This window comes from Paracoccus sanguinis (genome assembly GCF_900106665.1).
In the GTDB taxonomy this organism is placed as follows: Bacteria; Pseudomonadota; Alphaproteobacteria; order Rhodobacterales; family Rhodobacteraceae; genus Paracoccus; species Paracoccus panacisoli.
Map to the genome: position 1 here is coordinate 1041007 of NZ_FNNA01000001.1, position 23183 is coordinate 1064189.

General features: G+C 72.5%; 16 protein-coding genes. 6 read left to right on the forward strand and 10 right to left on the reverse strand.

What is annotated here, in order from left to right:
• Positions 1–43 precede the first annotated feature (43 nt).
• The 4 genes from tsaE (at position 44) to trxA (ending at position 9065) form a co-directional block, all read left to right on the forward strand.
• On the forward strand, positions 44–2185 hold the full coding sequence (gene tsaE, locus BLW17_RS18870; RefSeq protein ID WP_170835581.1) for a tRNA (adenosine(37)-N6)-threonylcarbamoyltransferase complex ATPase subunit type 1 TsaE: 2142 nt from the start codon (positions 44–46) through the stop codon (positions 2183–2185).
• Complete coding sequence (addB, locus tag BLW17_RS05085; RefSeq protein ID WP_074826160.1) at positions 2185–5163, forward strand: double-strand break repair protein AddB; 2979 nt, start codon at positions 2185–2187, stop codon at positions 5161–5163. The genes tsaE and addB overlap by 1 nt, the downstream gene beginning before the upstream one ends.
• Complete coding sequence (addA, locus tag BLW17_RS05090) at positions 5156–8683, forward strand: double-strand break repair helicase AddA (protein WP_139305910.1); 3528 nt, start codon at positions 5156–5158, stop codon at positions 8681–8683. Before addB ends, addA begins: the two co-directional genes overlap by 8 nt.
• 61 nt (positions 8684–8744) lie before the next feature.
• Positions 8745–9065 carry a thioredoxin gene (trxA, locus tag BLW17_RS05095; protein WP_036703072.1) on the forward strand — a complete coding sequence of 107 codons (321 nt, stop codon included), beginning with the start codon at positions 8745–8747 and terminating at the stop codon, positions 9063–9065.
• Positions 9066–9130: 65 nt separating this feature from the next.
• Here trxA and BLW17_RS05100 read toward each other — a convergent pair whose 3' ends face one another.
• Positions 9131–10843: a putative bifunctional diguanylate cyclase/phosphodiesterase gene (locus BLW17_RS05100; protein ID WP_036732586.1), complete on the reverse strand. Its 1713-nt coding sequence runs from the start codon at positions 10841–10843 to the stop codon at positions 9131–9133.
• A gap of 263 nt (positions 10844–11106) precedes the next feature.
• Here BLW17_RS05100 and BLW17_RS05105 point away from each other — a divergent pair, with 263 nt between their 5' ends.
• The gene (locus BLW17_RS05105; RefSeq protein WP_036732587.1) at positions 11107–12192 is read left to right on the forward strand and encodes a YeeE/YedE family protein; all 1086 of its coding nucleotides are present in this window, start codon (positions 11107–11109) and stop codon (positions 12190–12192) included.
• 12 nt (positions 12193–12204) lie between these two features.
• Here the strand turns inward: BLW17_RS05105 and BLW17_RS05110 are convergent, their stop codons facing one another.
• From BLW17_RS05110 to BLW17_RS05150, 9 genes are all read right to left on the reverse strand, one after another.
• Complete coding sequence (locus BLW17_RS05110; protein WP_036732589.1) at positions 12205–13122, reverse strand: MBL fold metallo-hydrolase; 918 nt, start codon at positions 13120–13122, stop codon at positions 12205–12207.
• A gap of 23 nt (positions 13123–13145) precedes the next feature.
• Positions 13146–13988 (reverse strand): c-type cytochrome, encoded by an 843-nt coding sequence (locus tag BLW17_RS18925; protein WP_081969105.1) that lies wholly within the window; start codon positions 13986–13988, stop codon positions 13146–13148.
• Positions 13972–15258 carry a sulfite dehydrogenase gene (soxC, locus tag BLW17_RS05120; protein ID WP_036732590.1) on the reverse strand — a complete coding sequence of 429 codons (1287 nt, stop codon included), beginning with the start codon at positions 15256–15258 and terminating at the stop codon, positions 13972–13974. The genes BLW17_RS18925 and soxC overlap by 17 nt, the downstream gene beginning before the upstream one ends.
• Before the next feature lie 5 nt (positions 15259–15263).
• Positions 15264–16958 carry a thiosulfohydrolase SoxB gene (gene soxB / locus BLW17_RS05125; protein ID WP_036732593.1) on the reverse strand — a complete coding sequence of 565 codons (1695 nt, stop codon included), beginning with the start codon at positions 16956–16958 and terminating at the stop codon, positions 15264–15266.
• Between the two features lie 105 nt (positions 16959–17063).
• Complete coding sequence (gene soxA, locus BLW17_RS05130) at positions 17064–17921, reverse strand: sulfur oxidation c-type cytochrome SoxA (protein ID WP_036732599.1); 858 nt, start codon at positions 17919–17921, stop codon at positions 17064–17066.
• A gap of 89 nt (positions 17922–18010) precedes the next feature.
• Positions 18011–18340: a thiosulfate oxidation carrier complex protein SoxZ gene (soxZ, locus tag BLW17_RS05135; protein ID WP_036732603.1), complete on the reverse strand. Its 330-nt coding sequence runs from the start codon at positions 18338–18340 to the stop codon at positions 18011–18013.
• Positions 18341–18376: 36 nt separating this feature from the next.
• Positions 18377–18859, reverse strand: coding sequence for a thiosulfate oxidation carrier protein SoxY (gene soxY / locus BLW17_RS05140; RefSeq protein ID WP_074826163.1), 483 nt, complete (start codon positions 18857–18859; stop codon positions 18377–18379).
• A gap of 61 nt (positions 18860–18920) precedes the next feature.
• The gene (gene soxX, locus BLW17_RS05145; protein WP_331429079.1) at positions 18921–19289 is read right to left on the reverse strand and encodes a sulfur oxidation c-type cytochrome SoxX; all 369 of its coding nucleotides are present in this window, start codon (positions 19287–19289) and stop codon (positions 18921–18923) included.
• A gap of 375 nt (positions 19290–19664) precedes the next feature.
• Entirely contained in the window at positions 19665–21263 is a 1599-nt protein-coding gene (locus tag BLW17_RS05150) for a M10 family metallopeptidase C-terminal domain-containing protein (RefSeq protein ID WP_052176324.1), read from the reverse strand.
• 199 nt (positions 21264–21462) lie between these two features.
• Here BLW17_RS05150 and BLW17_RS05155 point away from each other — a divergent pair, with 199 nt between their 5' ends.
• Positions 21463–23178: a SulP family inorganic anion transporter gene (locus tag BLW17_RS05155; protein WP_231572755.1), complete on the forward strand. Its 1716-nt coding sequence runs from the start codon at positions 21463–21465 to the stop codon at positions 23176–23178.
• Positions 23179–23183 lie beyond the last annotated feature (5 nt).

Below are 23183 nucleotides of genomic sequence, written 5' to 3' on the forward strand. Positions count from 1 at the left end.
CCCGCCCTTCCACCGGCCGCGCCGTGCCGCTAGGGTCGCGGCGATGACCAGCCCTCCCGCCCCTCTCGCCACGATCGAGGCCGCCGACGCGGCCCTGACCGCCGGCCTCGCGCGGATGCTCGCGCCGCGGCTGGCGCCGGGCGACACGCTGCTGCTCGACGGGCCGGTGGGGGCCGGCAAGACCCATTTCGCCCGCGCCCTGATCCGTGCCCGACAAGGCGACGCGGCCGAGGATGTGCCGAGCCCGACCTTCACCCTCGTCCAGACTTACCTCGACGCGGGCGGGATCGAGCTCTGGCACGCCGACCTCTACCGCCTGACCGATCCCGCCGAGTTGTTCGAGCTGGGGCTCGAGGATGCGATGCCCGAGGCGATCACGCTGATCGAGTGGCCCGGGCGGATGGGCGCCCCGCCCTCCGGCGCGCTGCGGGTCGCGCTGTGCGCCACCGACCCCGACCTGCGCCGCATCACGCTGAGCGGCGATCCCGCGCGCTGGGGTTGGGTGGCGCGCCTTGCGGCGGCGGCGCGGTTCGTCCACGCCCCAGGCTGGGCCGAGGCGCGGGTGGCGCCGCTGGCCGGGGACGCCTCGGCCCGCAGCTATGCGCGGCTCACGGCGCCCGAGGGCACCGCGGTCCTGATGGACGACCCCGGCGGGCAGCTGCCGCGCTATCTTCAGATGACCGACTGGCTGCGCGACCGGGGCTTTGCCGCCCCCGCGGTGCTGGCCGCCGACCCGGCGCACGGCTTCGCGCTGCTCGAGGATCTGGGCGACGACCTGCTCGCCCGGGTGCTCGACCGCGACCCCAAGGCGGCCGAGGCGCTTTATGACCGCGTCACCGACCTGATCGTCGACCTGCACCGCCACGCCCCGCCCGACTTCGTGGCCCCGCTGGACGGCGCGGCGCTGGCCGGGCAGGTCGGGCTTCTGGCCGAGTGGTACGCCCCCGCCGCCGGCGCCCCCGGCGCGGGGGCCGAGGCGGGTGCCGCCATCGCCGCGCTCTGGGACCGGCTGGCCGCCGACACCCCGGCGGTCGTCTCGCTGCGGGATTTCCATGCCGAGAACCTCGTCTGGCGGGGTGACGGGCCGCTGGGGCTGCTCGACTTTCAGGACGCGGTGGCGACGCACCCGGCCTATGAGCTCGCCTCGGCCCTGCAGGACGCGCGCCGCGACATCCCGCCCGCGACCGAGGCGCGGCAGATCGACCGCTACCTCGCCGCGACCGGGCATGACCCGGACCGCTTCCGCGCCGCCTATGCGCTGATGGGTGCGGCGCGGGGGCTGCGGATCATGGGGATCTTCGCCCGGCTGGCGCTGCGGGACGGCAAGCCGCGCTACCTCGACCTGATGCCGCGGGTCTGGGCGGCGGTGGCGCACGACCTCGCCCACCCGGCGCTGGCGCCGCTGGCCGAGGCGGTGGCCGGCGTGCCCGCGCCGACGCCCGAGGTCATCGCCGCGCTGCGCGCCCGGACCGGTCGCGCGGCCGAGGCGCCGACCACGCTGATGCTGTTCGCCGCCGGCAAGGGCACGCGGATGGCGCCGCTGACCGACCACACGCCGAAGCCGCTGATCCCGGTCGCCGGGCGGGCGCTGCTCGACCACGCGCTGGACCTCGCCACCGCGGCGGGGGTGGCGCGGGTGGTGGTCAACACCCATCACCTGGGCGACCAGATCGCCCGCCACCTCGCCGGGCGGCCGGGCATCGTGATCTCGGACGAGGCCGACCTTCTGCGCGAGACCGGCGGCGGGCTGCGCCATGCGCTGCCGCGGCTCGGGCCGGGGCCGGTGCTGACCATGAACCCCGACGTGATCTGGCGCGGCCCGAACCCGCTGGCCGCGCTGCGCGCCGGCTGGGACGGGGACCGGATGGAGGCGCTGCTGATGCTCGTCCCCGCCGCGCGCACCCGCGGGCGGGTCGGCGCGGGCGACTTCTCGCTCGATGCGCAGGGCCGCCTCCGCCGCGGCGGGCCGCTCGTCTATGGCGGGGCGCAGATCATCGCCACCGACCGGCTGGCGGGGGTGGCGGCCGAGGTGTTCTCGCTCAACCTCCTCTGGGACGCGATGATCGCGGCGGGCGGCGCCTACGGCCTCATCCACCCCGGCGACTGGTGCGACGTGGGGCGGCCGGACTGCATCCCGCTGGCCGAGGCGATGCTGGCCGAGGCGATGCGTGAGGGGCGCACCTGATGCGCGGCCTTTACGCCCTGCCCCCCGGCGTGGATTTCGCAGGCGAGGTCGTGCGCGGCCTGCGCGAGCGCATGGCGGACCGCCCGCCCGAGGCGATGGCCTCGGTCACGATCCACTGCAACTCGGGCCAGACGCTGCGCGCCATCGAGGCGGCGTTCCACCGTGGCGGGGCGGCCCTTCTGCCGCGGCTGCGGCTGATCGCGGAACTCGGGACCGGCGCCGGGTTGCCTTCGCCCGAGGCGCCGCTCGCCCGCCGGCTCGAGCTGTCGCGGCTGGTCGCGGCGGCGCTGGCCGCGGGCGGCACGGCGGCGCAGGACTGGGGCCAGTCGGTGCCGGCGCTGACCCGCTCGCTCGCCGGGCTGATGGCCGAGATGCAGGCCGAGGGGCTGGGGCCCGAGGCGCTCGAGACGATCGACGCGGGCGCCCATGCGGCGCATTGGCAGCGGGCGCTGGCCTTCCTGCGGATCGCCGCGGGGTTCCATCTGGGCGACGACGCCCCCGACCGCGAGGCGCTGCAGTACCGGGCCGCGCGGGCGCTGGCCGACGACTGGGCCGCGGGCCGGAACCTGCCCGCGGGGCCGGTGATCGTCGCAGGCTCGACCGGCTCGCACGGGGCCACGCGGCTGTTCATGGAGGCGGTGGCGCATCTGCCCGAGGGCGCCGTGATCCTGCCCGGCCACGACGCCCACACGCCGCCCGAGCTGCTGGCGCGCCTCGCCGCGGGGGACGAGGACCACCCGCAGGCCCGGCTGGCCGCGCTGACCGAGGCGCTGGGGCCGCCGCAGCCCTGGACCGATGCCGCGCCGCCGGCCCCGGCGCGCAACCGCCTCGTCAGCCTAGCGCTGCGCCCGGCGCCGGTGACCGACCGCTGGATCGCCGAGGGGCCCTCGCTCGGGCCGCTGCTGGCGGCGACCGAAGGGCTGGGGCTGATTGAGGCCGACCAGCCCGCCGCCGAGGCCGCGGCCATCGCCGCGCTGATCCGCGCCACGATCGAGGACGCCCGCCCGGTCACGCTGATCGCCGCCGACCGCAACCTGACCCGGCGGGTGACGGCGCAACTGGACCGCTGGGGCATCCGCCCCGACGACAGCGCCGGGGCGCCGCTGCCGCTGACCGCGGCGGGGCTGTTCCTGCGCCACATCGCCGAACTGCCGCTCGCGCCCTTCGAGATCGCGCCGCTGCTGGTGCTGCTCAAGCATCCGCTGACCGCGACCGGACAGGGCGACAGCGCCACCGCGCGGCGGCGGGCGCGGCGGGCGCATCTGCTGCACACCCGGGAACTCGAGCTGTTCCTGCGCCGCAACGGCCCCCCCTTCCCCGACGCCGCGGCGCTGCGCCGGTTCGGCGCGGCCTCGCGCCGGGGCCGCCCCGCCCCCGGGCGCGCGGCCTGGGCCGAGGGGGTCGCGGCGCTGATCGACGCGACCCTGCCGCTGATCGCCGACCCCGGCCCGCTGCCGCTGGCCGATCGCGCCGCCCGCCACCGCCGGCTGGCCGAGCTGTGGGCCGCAGGCGCCGGGGGCGAGGCGGAAGCCTCGGCGCTCTATGCCGAGCGGGCGGGCGACAAGGCGCGCGCCGTCCTCGACCACATCGCCGCCCACGCCCCGCGCGGCCCCGAAAGCTCGGCCCGCGACTTTGCCGAGCTGCTGGTGCAGGAGCTGCAGGCGCAGGCGGTGCGCGCCGACGCCGACTCGCACCCGCTGGTCCGCATCCGCGGCCCGCGCGAGGCCCGGACCGAGGTCGGCGCCCAGCCGGGCGGGCTGGTGATTCTCGGCGGGCTGAACGAGGGCGGCTGGCCGCAGGCGCTCGACCCCGATCCGTGGCTCAGCCGGCCGATGCGGCGGCAGGCGGGGCTGCCGCTGCCCGAGCGGCGGATCGGTCTGTCGGCGCATGATTTCCAGATCGCGGTGGCGGGGCCCGAGGTGATGCTGACCCGCGCCCGGCGCAGCGACGAGGCCGAGACGATCCCGGCCCGCTGGCTGAACCGGCTTGTGAACCTCGTGGCCGGGCTGCCCGCGCAGGACGGCAAGGCGGCGCTCAAGGCGATGCGGGCGCGGGGCGACGTGTGGCTGGCCCACGCCGCGGCGCTGGCGGCGCCCGGGCCTGCGGATCAGGCCCCCGCCGCCCCCCGCCCCGCGCCGCGCCCGCCCGCCCCGGCGCTGAGCGAACTCTCGGTCACCGCCGTCTCGCGGCTGATCCGCGACCCGTATGCGATCTACGCGGCCCGGGTGCTGCGGCTGCGCGCGCTCGACCCGCTCAGGCCGCTGCCCGACGCGGCCGAGCGCGGCAACGTGCTGCACGACATCATCCGCCGCTTCCTGACCCCGGCCCCGGCCGCGGGCGACAGCCCCGAGTTCCTGGCCGCGCGGCTGCTCGCCGCGGCCGACGAGGTGCTGGCGGCCCAGGTGCCCTGGCCCGCGGTGCGGATGTTCTGGCGCGCCCGCATCGCCGGGATCGCCCCGGCGCTGGCGCGGGCCGAGGCCGAACGGCTGGCCGAAGGCGCGCCGATGGTGGTCGAGACCGGGCACCGGCTGCCGCTGGCGGGGACCGGCTTCACGCTGACTGCCCGGCCCGACCGCATCGACCGGCTGAACGACGGGCGGGTGGTGATCTACGACTACAAGTCCGGCACACCGCCGACCGCGAGACAGGTCAAGGCGTTCGACAAGCAGCTGCCGCTCGAGGCGGCGATGGCCGAGCGCGGCGCGATCGGGGGCGAGCCGCTCGAGGTGGCGGACCTGCGCTACATCCGGCTGGGCGGCAAGGGCGAGACGACCTCGCTTGGCTGGGGCGACGACCTCACGGGGACGTGGGACGACTTCGTGACGCTGATCGGCGCCTATCTGTCCGGCGCGCACGGCTTCGCGGCCCGGCGGGCGATGGAGCGGACGACCGATGGCTCGGATTACGACCACCTGAGCCGCTATGGCGAGTGGTCCGACGCCGACCCCGCAACGGTGATCGAGGTGGGCCGTGACTGATCCGACACCCCCGGAGGACCCGACCGAACCGGGCAAGGGCAAGCGCGAGGAACGTGGCCCGAGGCCGGATCAGGGCGGCACGCCGGATTCTGAAACCCCGTCCGACCCCCCCAAAGCCCCCGACGACGCCACCCGCAACCAGCACCGGGCCGCGGACCCCGAGCGGTCCACGTGGCTGACCGCCAACGCCGGCTCGGGCAAGACCAGCGTGCTGACCGACAGGGTGGCGCGGCTGCTGCTGGACGGCACCCCGCCCGAGCGCATCCTGTGCCTGACCTACACCAAGGCCGCCGCGACCGAGATGCAGAACCGCCTGCTCGGCCGGCTGGGCGAGTGGGCGATGCTGGACGACGCGACCCTCACCAAGCAGCTCGCGGCGATGGGGGTGGGCCCTGCGGCCGACCTCGCCGCCGCGCGGCGGCTGTTTGCGCAGGCGATCGAGGCGCCGGGCGGCCTCAAGGTCCAGACCATCCACAGCTTCTGCGCCGGCGTCCTGCGGCGCTTTCCGCTCGAGGCCGGGGTGCCGCACGGCTTCGCCGAGCTGGACGAACGCACCGCGGCCAACCTGCGCGCCGAGGTTATCGAGGCGATGGCCCGCGAGGGCGCGCCCGAGATGGCGGACCTGATGTTGCTGCTGACCGAGGACCGGCTGGACGGGTTCCTCGCCACGCTGCGCGACCATGACGCCGCGCCCTGCGCCGACACGCTCTGGGCCGGCTGCGGCCTGCCGCCGGGGTTCGACGAGGTGGCGCTGCTGTCGGGCTGCCTCGACGGGCGCGAGGCGACGCTGATCCCGGCGCTGATCCCGCTGCTCGAGGCGAGCAGCCCGAACGACCAGAAATCCGCCGCCCACCTGCGCGGCGCCGACTGGGCGCAGCCCGATCTCGGCGCGCTCGAGGTGCTGGAGCGGGTGCTGCTCAACGGCGAGAGCGCCAAGGCGCCGTTTTCCGCCAAGCTCGGCGGCTGGCCCACCAAGGCGCTGCGCAGCGGCCCCTGCGCCCCGTTCGTGGACCAGATCGAGGAGTTCATGTCGCGGGTCGAGGCGACCCGGCCCCGGCGTCTGGCGCTCGCCCACGCCACCCGCACGCTGGCGTTGCAGCGCTTCGGCCACGCCTTCTGCGCCCGCTATGCGGCGGCGCGGCGGGCCGGCGGGTGGCTCGACTTCGACGACCTGATCCTGCGCACCGCGCGCCTCCTCGAGGATGCGGCGATGGCGCAGTGGGTGCTGTTCCGGCTGGACGGCGGGATCGACCACATCCTCGTGGACGAGGCACAGGACACCTCGCCCGCGCAATGGCGGGTGATCGAGCGGCTGACGACCGAGTTCACCGCCGGCGAGGGCGCCCACGACCGGCCGCGCACGCTGTTCGTGGTGGGCGACCCGAAGCAGTCGATCTTCTCGTTCCAGGGCGCCGACATCGCGGTGTTCGAGGACCGCCGCCGCCAGTTCAAGGCCGCCTTCGACGCCGCCGGCCAGCCGATGCAGGACGCGGCGCTGCTGCACTCGTTCCGCTCATCCCCGGCGATCCTCGCGCTGACCGACGCGGTGTTCGAGGGGCCGGCGGGCGAGGGGCTGGGTGAGCTGCCGCCGCACCACATCGCCTTCCGCGACCGGATGCCGGGGCGGGTGGACCTGTGGGCGCCGGTGCTCGAGCCGCAGAAGCCCGAGCCCGGCCCGTGGCACGAGCCGGTGGACCAGCCGGCGCCCAACGCCGCGGCGACCGTGCTGGCCGAGCGGGTGGCGGCGGCCGCCAAGGCGATGATCGGCACGCCCATCCTGCCGCGCGGCAAGGACGAGCCGCGGCCGATCAGGCCGGGCGACATCCTGATCCTCGTGCAGCGCCGCAAGGGGCTGTTCCACCACCTGATCCGGGCGCTGAAGAAGGCCGAGCTGCCGGTGGCCGGGGCCGACCGGCTGCGGCTCGGGGCCGAGCTGGCGGTGCGCGACATCCGGGCGGTGCTCTCGGTCCTCGCGCTGCCCGAGGACGACCTGTCGCTGGCCGCCGCGCTGCGCTCGCCCCTCTTCGGGCTCAGCGAGGACGCGCTCTACCGCCTTGCCGCGCCGCGCAAGGGGCTGCTGATCGCGGCGCTCAGGGCCTCGCCGCACCGCGAGGCGATGGCGATCCTCGAGGATCTGCAGCGCCACGCCGACTTCATGCGCCCCCATGACCTGATCTCGCGGCTGCTGATCCGGCACCGCGGGCGGGCGCGGCTGATCGGCCGGCTCGGCCCCGAGGCCGAGGACGGGATCGACGCGCTGATGGCGCAGGCCCTGACCTACGAGACGACCGAGGCGCCCTCGCTGACCGGGTTCCTCGCCTGGCTTGCCGATGACGAGGCCGAGCTGCGCCGCCAGCCCGACAGCGCGTCCGAGGGCGAGGGGGTGATCCGGGTGATGACGGTGCACGGCGCCAAGGGGTTGGAAAGCCCGGTGGTGATCCTGCCCGAGACCGCCAGGCGCGGTGGCCCCGGCCAGACCCCGCCGACGATCCTGCCCGACAGCGGCCCGCCCGCGCACTGGCGGGCGGCAAAGGCCATGCAGACCGAGCACGTGCGCGGGTGGATCGACCGCGACGCGCGCCGGTCCGAGGAAGAGCGGCGGCGGCTGCTCTATGTCGCGCTGACGCGGGCGGAAAGCTGGCTGGTCGTGGCTGCCGCGGGCGACACGGGCGTGGGGACCGAAAGCTGGTATGCGATGGTCTCGGACGGGTTCGACCGCGCGCGTCACCCCGGCCTGAACGCCCAGACGCTGGACGACGGGCACGGCGGCACCACCCGGCGGCTGGCCTTCGGCGACTGGCCGGTGGCGGCCGCGGCGGCCGACACGGCCGATGCGCCCCCGCCCCCGCCCCTGCCCGACTGCCTGCGGCGCGAGGCCCCAGCTGTGGCCCGCCCGCCGCGCCCGGTCGCGGCGACGAGCCTCGGCGGCGACAAGATCGCCGCGGGGGCCGTGGGGCCGGGCGACCGGGCCGCGGCGCTGCTGGCGGGGACGCGGCTGCACCTGCTGCTCGAACACCTGCCCGACCTCGACCCCGCTGAATGGCCGGACCGCGCGAGGACGCTGCTGGCCGGGACCGAGGACGGGCTGCCGACCGCGCCCGAGCTCGACGCGCTGCTGGCCGAGCTGGCCGAGATCCGCGGCGCCGAGGCGCTGGCCGGGCTCTTCGCCCCGCCGCCCGGCGCCACGGTGCTGCGCGAGGTGGCGCTGTCGGCGCCGCTGGCGGGCGGGCTGCGGCTTTCGGGCGCCATCGACCGGCTGATCGTCGCGCCCGAGGGGATCACCGCCATCGACTACAAGTCGAACGCCGCGGTGCCCGCCGACGCTGGCTCGACGCCCGAGGGCTACCTGCGCCAGATGGCCGCCTATCGCCACGCGCTGCGGGCGATCTGGCCCGACCGGCGGGTCGAGACGGCGATCCTGTGGACCCGGACCCGGACCCTGATGCCGCTGCCCGATGCGACGCTCGACGCCGCCTGGGCGCGGGCGCTCGCCGAGCTGGCCCCCGACGCCGCGCCTTGACCCCGGGGGGCTGGCTTCATAGCTCTGGAACAACCGAACCCGCGCCATGAAGGAGACCCCGATGGCCACGATGAAAGCCTCCGACGCCGATTTCGACAGCGTCGTCCGTCAGTCCGATGTCCCCGTGATGGTGGACTTCTGGGCCGAATGGTGCGGCCCCTGCCGCCAGATCGGCCCCTCGCTGGAAGAGCTCTCCGAGGAATATGCCGGCAAGATCAAGATCGTGAAGGTGAACGTGGACGAGAACCCGGACACGCCCGCGACGCTCGGCGTCCGCGGCATCCCGGCGCTCTTCATGTTCAAGGACGGCAAGGTCGTCTCGAACCGCATGGGCGCGGCGCCCAAGGCGGCGCTCAAGTCGTGGATCGACGAGAGCCTCTGACCGTCCCCGCGACGTGACAGGACGGCGCTGCCCCCGGGCGGCGCCGTTTGTCGTTGCGCCCCCCCTCAGGCCGGGATGCGCAGCGCCCCCGGCAGCTCGTCCACGCGGCGCGGGCGGTCGAAGTGATAGCCCTGCATCAGCCGCACGCCGAGGCTGCGCAGGCAGTCGCGTTCCGCCTCGGTCTCGATCCCCTCGGCCACCACCGCCATGCCGAGGTCGCGGCACAGGTTCACGACATGGCGCAGCACGATGCGCGGCCGCGCGTCGCCGCAGGTCTCGATGAAGCCGCGCGACAGCTTGATGCCGTCGAAGTGGCCCGACCCGATGTGCGAGAGCACCGCGTATTCCGTGCCGAAATCGTCCAGCACCGTGCCGAACCCGTGCCGGCGCAGCCCGGCAAAGGCGTCGCTGCCGGCGAGCTCGGCCATGTTCACGCTTTCCGTCAGCTCGAGCGTCAGCCGCTGCGGGGCGACGCCGTGGGCGCGGGCGATGGCCAGCGCCTCGTCGGCGAAGCCCGGCACGGCGAGCTGGCGGGCCGAGACGTTGAGGTTCACCCGCACCGACGGATCGAGCCGCGCCATCTCGGCGCAGGCGCGGGTCAGCACCCAACGCCCCAGCTCGGTGATCATGCCGTTCTCTTCGGCCAGCCGGACGAACAGCGACGGCTCGATGCGGCCGAACTGGGGGTGCTGCCAGCGGATCAGCGCCTCGTGCGAGACGGCGCGGCCGCTGTCGACATCGACGATGGGCTGGTATTCGAGGAAGAACTCGTCGTTGCGGCAGGCCGCGCCCATGGCGCTGAGCAGCCGGTCGCGCAGGTCGGATTCGGCCTGCATCTGCGGGTCGTGGACCACCAGCGGCAGGCCCGCGGCCTTGGCCCGGCGCAGCGCGAGGTCGGCCTTGTGCAGCACCCGCGACACCGGGTCCGGCTCGTCCCAGTCGGCATCGGCGAGGCCGGCGCTGACGGTCAGCGGGATGACCAGCTCGCCCACCCCCACCCCGGCCGACGCCGCCGCCTCGAGCGCCGCGCAGACGGCGCGCGCCTCGGCGCGGTCGGCGACCACGACGCAGAACTCGTCGCCCCCCATCCGGGCGCAGACGGAATGGGCGGGCGCGGCGGCGCCCAGCATCTGGGCCAGCCGCACGAGGAAGCGGTCGCCCTGCTGGTGGCCGTAAAGGTCGTTCACCGCCTTGAAGCGGTCGACGTCCAGCATCACCACCGTGGCGCTCGCCTGCTTGTCGCGCAGCCGCACGAGGTTCGCGGCGAGCGTGCGGCGATTGCCGAGGCCGGTCAGCGCGTCGTGTTCTGCGAGGTAGCGCGCCCGGTCGAGCGCGCGCCGCTGGTCGTGGATGTCCTCGAGCGTGCCGACCCACTCGGCCTCGAACCCGTCGGCGGCGGGCAGCAGCACGCCGCGGGCGCGGACCCAGCGCCAACGGCCCTCGCGGTCATGGACGCGGCAGTCGGTCTCGAGCCCGTCGGTCGGCTCGCGGCCGCGGAAGTCCAGCAGGCCGCGGTCCTCGGGGTGGACGCGGTCCAGAAAGCCGCGGTCGAGCGCGGATTCGTCGGGGCAGCCGGTCAGCTCGTGCCAGCCCGCGGCGGCGAGGACCCGCCCGGCGGGGTCGGACCGCCACATAACCAGCGCCCCCGCCCGTAACAGCGCGCCGTAACGCTCGCGGCTGCGGCGCAGCGCGCCCTCGGCCGAGACGTCGCCGGGCGCGCCCTCGGCGATGGCCACGCGGTCGAAGCGGTCGGCGGGCTCGGGCCAGAATGTCGTCATCGCGCTCACGCCTGAAAAAGCAATTCGATCGAAACAGGGGCCGCGCAAACATCCGGCCGGACCGTGAAACCACAAGCGACATCAGGCCGCAGCGCGTGCCGAAAAATGCTCGGGCACCTTGGCCGCTGCGACCATGACCCCGAGCGTAGGCGGCCGCGCGATTTGGTTCCAGTTCGCCGGCACGGGACCGAGATTTTTCTTGCGCAGCGTGGGACGCCCGCCACAGGGTCGGGGCGGAGGACGCGGGAGGGAGAGGACAGCCGATGGACCACCTGCCGATGATCGCCGCGCTGTCCGAGCGCTTCGGCGACGGCCTGACGGCGGCGCTGATCGGGCTTGTCACCGGCGTGCTGTTCGGCGCCGCGGCGCAGCGCTCGGCGTTCTGCCTGCGCGCCGCGACGGTCGAGTTCGCCCGCCGGCAGATGGGGCCGCGGATGGCGGTGTGGCTCTTGTCGTTCTCGTCGGCGGCGGTCTGGGTGCAGGCGGCGGCGCTGAGCGGGCTCTTCGCGCCCAACGAGGCGCGGATGCTGGCCGTCACCGGCTCGATCAGCGGGGCGGTGCTGGGCGGGCTGATCTTCGGCGCCGGCATGGTGCTGTCGCGGGGTTGCCCCGGGCGGCTGCTGGTGCTGGCGGCGACGGGGAACCTGCGCTCGATCCTCTCGGGGCTCCTGTTCGCGGTGACGGCGCAGATGGCGCTGCACGGCTGGCTGGCCGGCGCGCGGGGCGAGATGGCCGCGTGGTGGGTGACGCCGGACGGGCGCAACGTGAACCTGCTCACCGCGCTGGGGCTGCCGCGCGGATCGGGGCTGGCGCTGGGGCTCATGGTCGCGCTGCTGGCGCTATACATCGCGCGGCGGAACCGGATCGGGCCGCGGCCGCTGATCTTCGGCGCGGGCGTGGGGGTGGTCGTGGCGCTGGGGTATTTCATGACCTACAGCCTGGCGCAGGTGGCGTTCGACCCGGTGTCGGTGAGCTCGGTCACCTTCACCGGCCCCTCGGCCAACACGCTGATGGCGATGCTGGCCCCGTTCGAAGGCTGGGGCTTCGACATCGGACTGATCCCCGGCGTCTTCATTGGCTCGTTCGTGGCCGCCGCGATCGCGGGCGAGCTGCACGTCCAGACCTTCGAGAACGCCGGGCAGACGCGCCGCGCCATGCTGGGGGCGGTGATGATGGGGTTCGGCGGGATGCTGGCAGGCGGCTGCTCGATCGGCAACGGGATCAGCGGCAGCTCGATCTTTGCGCTGACCGCCTGGGTGGCGCTGCCGTCAATGTTCATCGGCGGGGCGCTGACCGACCTGCTGATCGACCAGCCGCGCGAGGGGGTGCGACGCCCCGCGCGCCCGTAGCGTGGACCGGCCTCAGCCGGGGACGAAGCGGTAGGCGTCGCCGTCGCGCTCGACCCGGCCGAGGCCACCGTCGGGCAGGTGATAGCCGAGGATGCGCCAGCCCTCGTCGGCCAGCCGCGCGAGCGTCGCCTTGCGCGTCTCGGCGGCCTGCGCCGGGTCGTGGTCGGTCGCGGTGCCGATCTCGGGGCGGGCGAAGCTCAGCGGCATGGTGATGAAGTCGCCGGTGACGAACACCCCCTCGGCCGGGGTGCCGATGGCGAACGACGTGTGGCCCGGCGTATGTCCCGGGGTCGCCACCGCGACGACGCCGGGCAGCACCTCCGCTCCGGCCTCGAAGGTGGTGACCGCCTCGCCCAGCGCCTCGAGCCGGCGCGCGGCACCGGCGGCGAAGCTCTGCTGGGCTTCGGGCAGCGCGGCGGGGGTGGCGGGGTCGGTCCAGAACCCGTGCTCCTGCGCGCCCATCTGCATCCGCGCGGCGGGGAACAGCGGCTCGTCGAAGTCATCGAGTACCCCCCAGAGATGGTCGGGATGGGCGTGAGTGAAGACCACGTCGGTGATGTCGTCCGGGGTCAGGTCGAGCGCCGCAAGCGCCTCGGCCAGCTTGCCCGCGGTCGGCATGAAGTCCGGCCCCGAGCCCACGTCGAAGAGCACCACCCGCCCGTCGTGCCTGAGCAGCGTCACGTTGAGCGGGCTCTGCACCACGCCGCCGGGTGTCAGCCCGAACTGCGCGCCCAGCGCCGCGCGCTCGGCCTCGGGCAGCACCGCCAGCGTCATGTCGGCTGGCAGCTCAAGCCAGCCGTCCGACAGGCTGTCGATGCGCATCCCCCCGAACTCGGCCGTGGTCACCGCCCAGGCGCGGCGCAGCGGCAGGGCGGTCGTGCCCAGCGCCAGGGCGGCGCCGGTCAGAAGCAGTCGGCGGGTGATGCGCATCGGTCAGGCCTTTCTCGGTCGGGTCAGTCCATCTTGGGGGCGTCGGGGTTGTCGGCATCCTCCGACCCGCCCGGCGTCACGTCGAGGTTCGCCGCGCGTTTGGTGATCTCGACGCTCTCCTTGCAATTCTCCATGCAGGGCTGGCCGGTGAACTTGGGCAGCTCGGTCGTCTCGCGGTCGTCGACGACGAAGCCGTCGGCGTTCGGCATCACCACGCTGTCGAAGTTGTCGCGGTTGAGGACGAAATCCTGATCCACGATGCCGTTCGAGTAGAGGATGTAGGCGACGATCGCATAGGTCTGGTCCGCGTCGAGCGTCTGCGCCGAGCCGAACGGCATCGAGCGGTGCACATAGTCCCAGACCGTCGAGAGATGGGGCCAGTACGAGCCCACGGTCTTGACCGGGCGGTCGTGGGTCAGCGTGCCCTCGCCGCCCGCAAGCGCCGGCCAGTTGTCCACGCCCTCGGCGAACTCGCCGTGGCACGAGGCGCAGTGGTCCGAGAAGATCATCTCGCCATCGGCGGCCGAGCCCTCGCCCTCGGGCAGGCCCTGACCGTCGGGACGCACCGCGACCGACCAGGCCGCGATCTCCTCTGGCAGGGCGAGGCGGCCGATGCGCGGCGCCTCGCCCGCAGCAGCGGCCGGGGTTGCGGCATCAGGTGCTGCGGCGGCAGGGGCAGCGGCCGCCGGAGCCGCCTCACTCGGCGCGGGCGCGGCTGCCGGAGCGGCGGGGGCCGCCTCAGCAGCAGCAGCGGCAGGGGCCGCGTCGCTTGGCGTGGCCGCGGCGGCGGGGGTCTGGGCGAAGGACGGGGCGATCAGCCCGGCGGCGAGTGCGGCGCCCAGAAGAACCTCAGGAAATCTCGACATTTTCCACCTTCCCATCCGCGGCGACGTGCCAGGTCTGGATGCCGTTGTTGTGATAGACCGAGCGCAGCCCGCGGATCTCGCGCAGCGCGTCCTTGGTCGGCTGGACGTAGCCGGTCGCGTCGATGCAGCGCGACTGGATCAGCATCTCGGACCCGTCCCACTCGTGGTCGAGGTAGAAGCGGTGCAGCGACAGCGGGTTGGCGTTCGGGACCAGCCGCGCCTCGCGCCAGCTCTTGCCGCCGTCGAGCGTCACGTCCACCCGCGTGATCGCGCCGCGGCCGGACCAGGCCAGCCCGGTGATGACCAGCGGCCCCTTGCCGTGGGTGATCGGCGCCTGCGGGCTGGGCGAGGTCACGACCGACTTGGCGTCCATCACCCAGGTCCACTTGCGCGAGGTGCCGTCGGTCAGGGTGTCGGTGTATTTCGACGTCTCCTCGCGGCTTTCCCACGGCTGGTCGCCAAGCTCGATGCGGCGCAGCCACTTGATCCACATATTGCCTTCCCACCCCGGCACGACGAGCCGGACGGGATAGCCATGTTGCTTGCGCAGCGCCTCGCCATTGGCCTTGAAGGCCACGAGCACGTCGTCGAGCATCTTTTCCAAGGGGAAGCTGCGGGCGTTCGAGGACGCATCCGCGCCCTCGGCCAGCACCCACTTGGCCTCGGGCTTCACCCCCGCCTCTTCGAGCAGCAGGCGCAGGGGGACGCCCGTGTATTCCATGTTGTGGATCATGCCGTGGGTGTATTGCGCGCCGTTGAGCTGCGCGCCGCCCCACTCCATCCCGCTGTTGGCGGCGCATTCGAGGAAGCAGGTGACGTTCTGGCGCGGGAAGCGCTCGAGGTCGTCGTAGGTGAAGACCAGCGGACGCTCGACCAGGCCGTTGATCATCAGCCGGTAGTCGGGCTTCGACAGCTCGATGGCGCCCGAGTGGTGACGCTCGAAGGCGCAGCCGGCCGGAGTGATGGTGCCGTCGAGGGCGTGGATCGGGGTGAAGTTGATCGACGAGATCACGTCCGCCGTCAGCCACGAGACGGTGCGGCGGATGACGTCATCCTCGAAATGGATCGGCATCCCGTAGGGATGCGCGTCCACCCCGTCGCCGAACCCCGAGGCCCAGGGCTGCACCTCGGTGATGAGCGGGTCGGGCCCGCCTTGCGCCCGCGCCGCGGCGGGGACGAACGAGGTCGCGGCCAGCCCCGCGCCCGAGGCGAGGGTGGTGGTCAGGAAGCGCCGCCGGGAGGCAGAGGTCGCGGTGGTGTCGTGGGTCATTCGGATCACCCTCCTGTCACGGTGACGGTGGTGCGCGGGTCCACCCGCACGCTGCCGGTCTTGCGGATATGGGCCTCGATCACGTCCCAGATCTGCGGACCCTCGGTGCCTTCGTTGACGCTCGCCCAGCCGCCGACCGTGTAGGTCTTGCCGGGGTCGATCGCCTCGCCCGTGTCGGTCAGGGTCAGGGCCGAGATCCGCTCACCCATCGGCTTGGCGATGTCGATGGCGTAGCTGAGGCCCCCCACGCGCACCATGTCGCCGCCCTGCTGGTAGTAGGGATCGGGGTTGAAGATGTTGTCGGCCACGTCCTCGAGCACGGTCTTGAGCATCTCGCCCGACATCTCGTTGCGGTAGACCTGGCCGTAGGTCATCGAGCAGGCGTTGTGGATGTCCTCGCGGGTGATGTCGTCGCCGGGGATCAGCGACGGCCCCCAGCGCACGCCGGGCGACAGCGCGATCTGGGCGTCGCGCTCGGACCGGATCGCGTCGCAGATCAGGTCGTCCCAGGTGCCGTTGAAGTTGCCGCGGCGGTAGAGCAGGCTTTCGGTCTTGCCTACCACCTCTTCCAGCTCGGCCTTGAAGGGCGCGCGCTCGGTCTCGATCAGGCTCGCCATCTCGGCGTCGGGGGTGATGACGTCCGAGAAGATCGGGATCAGCTTGTGGCGGAAGCCCATCATCCGCCCGTCGCGGACGTCCAGATCGACGCGGCTCACGAACTTGCCGTTCGAGCCCGAGGCGATCAGGATCGTCTCGCCCACCAGCACCGGCTCGGGCACCGCGTCGTGGGTGTGGCCGGTCAGGATCACGTCGATGCCCTTCACCCGGCCGGCCATCTTGTGATCGACGTGAAAGCCGTTGTGCGACAGGCATACGACCAGATCGACCTTTTCGGTCCCGCGCAGCTCGTCCACGACGGCCTGCATCCGCTCTTCGCGGATGCCGAAGCTGTAGTCGGGGAACATCCACTTGGGGTTGGCGATCGGCATGTAGGGGAAGGCCTGGCCGATCACGCCGACCCGGACGCCGGCCTTCTCGATGATCGTGTAGGGGTCGAAGGCGGGCTCGTCCCATTCCACGTCGAAGATGTTGGCGCCGAGGAAGGGGAAGGGCAGCGCGTCCACGATCTCCTTCACCCGGTCCTGGCCGAAGGTCCATTCCCAGTGGCTCGTCATCCCCTCGACGCCGAGCGCGTTCATGACGTTGACCATGTCCTGGCCCTTGGTCCTGAGCGAGGTCATCGACCCGTGCCAGGTGTCGCCGCCGTCGAGCAGGATCGAGTCCGGCCGCGCGGCCCGGATCGCCTTGACCACCGTGGCGACCCGGTCCATGCCGCCCATCCGGCCGTAAGTGCGGGCCAGCGCGGCGAAATCCTCGTACGTCAGGGCATAGGCGTCGGGCGAGCCGGGGGCGATGCCGAACATCTCGAGAAACGCCTTGCCGGTGACATGCGGCGGGCGGCCGGCGGCCTCGCCCACGCCGATGTTCACCTCGGGCTCGCGGAACCAGATCGGCTTGAGCTGGGCGTGGATGTCGGTGACGTGGATCAGGGTCAGGTTGCCGAAATCCTCGAACTCCAGCAACTTGTCCTGCGTCAGCGCCTGCTGCGCGGCGAGCCGGCCCCAGTTGCCGTGGCCGCTGAGGCCCCAGAGCGCCGAGGTGGCGAGCGCGGCCTGCAGGAACTCTCGCTTGGTGATCATGGGTCATGCTCCGTCATGGCCGCGCGCAGTTGCGTGCGACCGTGGGGTTGAGGGCCGCGGGGGGCAGGGCCACCCCGCCGCGCGCGTCCGAAATGGGCTGGGTCCTCAGTGACGGACCGACACGCCCTCGACCGGCAGGCCTGCGCCGCGCGAGGCGACATAGAGCTCGAGCGCCCGGAACTCGGGCGAGCCGGCGGCAAAGGTCTCGGCCCGCGTGTCGCGCACGCAGCCGACGAAGCGCTGGTGGATCGAGACCATGCCGGCGTCCTTGAGCCGGTAGGTCGGGAAGCCGTTGATCTGGCCCTGCGACAGGTGGTCGGCGCGGATCATGTCGCCGGCGTGCTGCTCATGGCAGTTGGCGCAGGCGAGCTCGAGCTGGCCGTAGCGGGTGTAGTAGATCTCCTTGCCCTTCTCCCAGTAGCTCTGGGCCGGGCCGTCGGTCTTGACCGCCACCGGCATCCCGCGCGACTGCATCGAGATCGCCGCGGTCATGTTCTTCATCTCCTGGCTGTTCCACTTCCACTCGTCGGCGCCGATCCGGGTGGTGCGGCAGTTGTTGACGAAGTTCTCGAGCGACCACAGGTCGTCGCCCTTTTCGTTCATCTTCGGCATCGCGGCGCGCACGCCCTTCATCGATTCGATGCCGTTGTGGCAGTTCGCGCAGGACTTGCCCTCGGTGCCCTCGACCGCGTCCCAGGCCGCAAGGCCGCTGTCCACGAACACCATGCCGGGGTTCGAGAAGTCGTCGGACTGCATCGCCCGCGTGTCGGGGTCGCGGTAGGCATGGCCCGAGATCACCTCGGGGAAGGTGTCCTTGAGAAACTCGGGCGCCGGCGCCCTGAGCGGCAGCACGACCTCGCCGCCGTTGATCGACAGCTCCTTGTCCTCGATCGGGTCGGCGTGCGCCGCCGCCGTCGAGAGAATCACCGCGGCGAGCGCGGCAGCGGCGAATTTCCTGGTCATGACGTTCCCCCCGTCGATGGTCTGGCTGCTGCCGGTGTCCGGCGCTTGGCTTTGTGGGCGGGGCCGCGGGTGGCCGCGGCCCGCGCAGGTCAGGCGACCTCGATCGACTGCTTCTCCTCGTAGACCGAGCCGTCGTCGTCGTGCCAGGTGAAGGTGAACTCGCCCGATTTCTCGACCTTCACGTCGAACTCGAAATACGGGTTGGTCGAGATCGCCGGCTCCATCTTCACGTCGATGACGTTCTCGCCGGCGAAATCCACCACGAAGCGGTTGATGATCTCGCGCGGGATCAGCTTGCCGTCGGCATCCTTGCGCTGCCCGGATTCCATCGGGTGACTGATGAGGGTCTTGAGGTTGATGACCTCGCCGGGCTTCGCGGTCTTGGGCACGCGCACCCGCGGTCTAATGTCCTTGGCCATGTTCTTCTCCTGTATTTCCGGGATCGGGGCCGGCGGTCAGCCGCCGCAGCCGCCGATCGTGACCTTCACGTTCGACTTGGCCTGGGCGAAGTTGCCGTCGGCCAGCTTGGCGATGGCCACCACGTCCTGGGTCTTGGCCAGCCGGATGCGGGTGGCGAGGGCGTGCTTGCCGGCGGCGGGGCCGAAGCTGGCCACCATGACGCCCGGCGTCGGGTTGCCGGTGGCCAGCATCAGGATCTCGGTCGCGCCCTCGGCCTCGACCGAGACGGGGACGGTGTTGCCGTTCTCGGCGATCTCGGGGGCGGTCAGGCGGATGCCCTCGGTCCCCGGCTCTTTGCCGCCGGTGAACTCGGCGATCCATTCATCGACGGTCTTGACCGCGGCCGGCTCGGCCGGGGCGGCGGCGGCGGCGTCGGCGGCGGGCGCGGGGGCGGCGGCCTGGGCGAGGGCCTGTCCGGCCCCGGCGAGGCCGAAGCCCGCGGCGCCGAGGATCAGCGCCTTGCGTCGGTTCAATTCCATGCGTCAGTCTCCTTCAGGTCGGGCGCGGGGGCGGCGTGCACAGCCGCCCGGCGCCTGGCGATCACTTGAGCGTCATCAGATAGGCCACCACATCCTCGATCTGCTGGGCGTCGAGGATCGGCGGCAGCGGCCCCTCGGGCGCCTTGCCGGTGTAGGCGGCGCCGGGGCGGACATAGCCTTCGGTCTTGTAGAAAGAGGGCATCATCGAGTCCGGGAAGGTCTGCTTGGCGTCCATGACGATGCCGCGCAGATGCGCCTCGTCATAGCGCTCGGCCGCGCCGCCGAGCGAGGGGCCGATGTTGCCCTGGAAATCGACCTCGGGCATCGAGGGGATCTCGTGGCAGGCCACGCAGTTGCCCAGCGAATTCGTGGACATGATCTTGTAGCCCGACTCGACGTTGCCGGGCGTCCCGGTCAGCGACTGCGCCACCGAGCCGTGGTCGTACTGGACCGACGAGGGGCGGGTGCCTCGGCCGCGAGGGACGGGCCTGCGGCAAGCATCCCGGCCACCGCGAGGGTGAGCGCAGACCCCACGCGCGACACCGGATCGCCGGCCGGACCAGAGCCGATTCGGCAGACGTTTCCTGTGACAAATCGTAGCATGCGGCTCCTCCCCTAGGCGCTGGCTAGAGGAATCATATGCAAGTTTCGCGACGTGACGCAAACGAAACTATGATCGGCGCGAGAATTCTTGCGACGATTTGTCCAAGCCGTCAGGGGTGGAGCGGAATTTTTCCTGCCCTCGCAGGGTTTTCCGGAAATCGAGGCGAGGCAGAGGCCAGCGCGGCCCCTGCCCTGCCCCTCGTCACCAGACGAAATCGGTATGGTCGAGCGTATTGGCGCGCGTCCACTCGATGACCAGCGAATGCCCGTTCATCTGGAACAACGTGTGGTTCCCCGATTGCGTCAGCCGCGCCGAAACATCGGCCCAGCGATCGAGCCCGGCGAACCCGCTGAGGTCGATCACGTCGGCCGACCGGTCGAAATTGCGGATGCGGTCGTGGCCGGCCGCGAACACGAAGCGATCCGCGCCGATCCCGCCGCGCAGCAGGTCGTCACCGGCCCCGCCGTCGAGCAGGTCGCGCCCGCCTTCGGCCGCCAGATCGTCGTTGCCGGCGTCGCCATACAGCCGGTCGTCGTCCGCCCCGCCGATCAGGATGTCGTGCCCGACGCCGCCGCGCATCACGTCACCGCCCTCGCCGCCGAACAGCCGGTCGCCCCCGTCGCCGCCGGACAGGTTGTCGTTGCCGCCCGCGCCGACGAGCGTGTCCGACCCCGCCCCGCCGATCGCCGTGTCGGCACCGCTGCCCCCGGTGATCGCGTCGTTGCCGCCCTCGCCGTCCAGCAGGTTGGTGCCCGACACGTCGGTCAACCGGTCATTCCCTGCCCCGCCACGCAGTTGATCGTTGCCCGACCCGCCGCTCATCCGGTCGTCGCCGTTGCCGCCGGACAACCGGTCGTCGCCGCCCTGCCCGTCCAGCGCGTCGGCCCCCGCCCGCCCTTCGAGCAGGTCGTTGCCGTCACCGCCCGCAAGCCGGTTCCCGACGTGATTGCCAAGGATCACGTCGGCCCCGCCGCCGCCGGTCGCATTCTCGACCACCGACCCCGGCGCGATGTGCATGTTGCCGATGCCGCCCAACACGTTCGAGAAGGCGCCCGGGCCGAGGTCGATCCTCTGCGCGGCGCTGGTGTTCGAGAAATTGACGTGGTCGATCCCGCCATCGTCGACCAGCAGGAACGCCGCGCGCGCGCCGAGCGATGCCAGTTGGTCCAGCGACCCGCCCGCGGTCGAGCCGACCCCATAGGTCGTGGCGCCCACATGCATCGTCGTCACGCCGTACATCGCCGACAGCGCCAGGTAATCGGCGAGCATCGGGGTGAGGTTATAGGCCTTGGTCGCGTCGATCGCGGTGTTCTCGTCCTGGTCGAAATAGGACAGGATGCTCATCTGCCAGCTGTCGTTGGCGATGGCGGATTGCGAGAAATCGCGCACCCGCCCGTAATCCTGCGGGTGCCCCAGCCCGAGCGCGTGCAGCGTCTCGTGCATGTAGGTCCGAAAGGCGAAGCTGCCATAGCCGTCGCCCGCCCCCACACGCTCTGACGCGATCCGGATCGTGGAGGAGGAGATCGTCGAGCCGCTGGCCGACGACTGGGTGTGCGCCCGGTCCCCGTCGTTGAGATAGGTGATCGAGGCGCGCGCCGTCGTCTCGACGAACCGCAGGCCGGTCATCCGCGCGATCTCGGCCAGCGCATTGCGCGCCAGCCCCTGCTCTTGCGCGGTCAGATCGACGATGTTGACCGAGATCGTCCCGTCGCCGCCCGGCCGGACCACCCGGGTGACCCCGTCAGAAAAAAGGCTGGTTTGGAGAAGCCGGGCAAACTGCTCGGGCGAAAGATGCTGCATGGTGGAACTCGTCCTGGGAAAATGCCGCCAGATCGTGGGGGAGGCGGCGTCACCCCATGGCCTTAGCACAGTCCCGCCGATCGCCCAAAGGTTGAATGCCCTGCATTTGATGGATCGGGAACCGCGCGGGTGGATGACACAGTTCCCGCCCCCGCGCGGGGCGTCTATAACCGCAGTCATATGAAGAATCGGAGATATGATGCCCGATCGCCGACTGCCCGCCGCGCCCGACTGGATGCGCAGCTACGACCGCGCGACGCTCGCCGATGACGCACTCGCGGCGCTGATCGTCACGCTGATGCTGATCCCGCAGTCGCTGGCCTATGCGATCCTGGCCGGGCTGCCGCCGCAGGCGGGGATCTACGCCTCGATCATGCCGATCCTGCTTTACGCGCTGCTGGGCAGCTCGCGGGTGCTCGCGGTCGGGCCGGTCGCGGTGATCTCGCTCATGACCGCGTCGGCGGTGGGAGGGGTGGCGGCGCAGGGGACGGCCGACTATGCGGCGGCGGCGCTGACGCTCGCGCTGCTTTCTGGGGTGATCCTGCTGGCGCTCGGGGTCCTGCGGCTCGGGATGCTGGCCAACTTCCTCAGCCATCCGGTGATCTCGGGGTTCATCACCGCCTCGGGGATCCTGATCGCGGTGAGCCAGCTCAAGGACCTGCTCGGCGTGCCGTCAGGCGGCCACACCCTGCCCGAGATGCTCGCCGCGCTGGTGCGCGGACTAGGTGCCGCGAACCCGTGGACGGCGGTCATCGGGCTCACGGCGGTCGGTTTCCTGGTCTGGGTGCGGCGGTCCATGAAGCGGACGCTGATCGCCCGCGGGGTGCGGCCGCGGCTGGCCGACATGGCCACCAAGGCGGGGCCGGTGGCAGCGGTCGTCGTCTCGACGCTTGCCGTGACGCTCTTCGGGCTGGACGCGCGCGGGGTCGCGGTGGTGGGCGACGTGCCGCGTGGCCTGCCGCCGCTGACGACCCCGCCGCTGACGCCCGAGCTGATCCGTGCGCTGTTCCTGCCGGCGGTGCTGATCTCGATCATCGGCTTCGTCGAATCGATCTCGGTGGCCGAGACCCTCGCCGCCCGCCGCCGCCAGCGCATCGCCCCGAACCGCGAGCTGATCGCGCTGGGCGCCGCCAACATCGGCGCGGCGTTCAGCGGCGGCTATCCGGTCACCGGCGGTTTTGCCCGCTCGGTGGTCAACGCCGACGCGGGGGCCCGGACGCAGGCGGCGGGGGCGATGACGGCGGCGGCGCTGGCGCTGTCGGCGCTGCTGCTGACGCCGCTCGTCCACGACCTGCCGCGCGCGACGCTGGCCGCGACGATCATCGTCGCGGTGCTGAGCCTCGTGGACCTTTCGATCCTGCGCAAGACGTGGCGCTATGCCCGCAGCGACTTCGTCGCCGTGGCCGCGACCATCGTGCTGACGCTGCTGTTGGGGGTCGAGACGGGGGTGGCCTCGGGGGTGGTGCTCTCGATCCTCCTGCACCTCTACAAGACCTCGCGCCCGCACGTGGCCGAGGTCGGGCTGATGCCGGGGACCGAGCATTTCCGCAACATCGACCGCCACGCCGTCGCCACCCAGCCGCACATCCTTAGCCTGCGGATCGACGAGAGCCTCTATTTCGTCAACGCCCGCTTCCTCGAAGAGATGATCCTGCACCGCCTCGACCGCCGGCCCGAGGTGACCGACGTGGTGCTGATCTGCTCGGCGGTGAACGCCATCGACTTCTCGGCGCTCGAGACGCTCGAGGAGGTGAACCGGCAGCTGACCGAGCGGGGGGTGCGGCTGCATCTCTCCGAGATCAAGGGGCCGGTGATGGACCGACTGGCGCGCACCCGGCTGCTGCGCGAGTTGAGCGGCAAGGTCTATCTGTCGCAGCATCAGGCGTGGACGGACCTCACCCACGGCCGGAAGTGACTGGC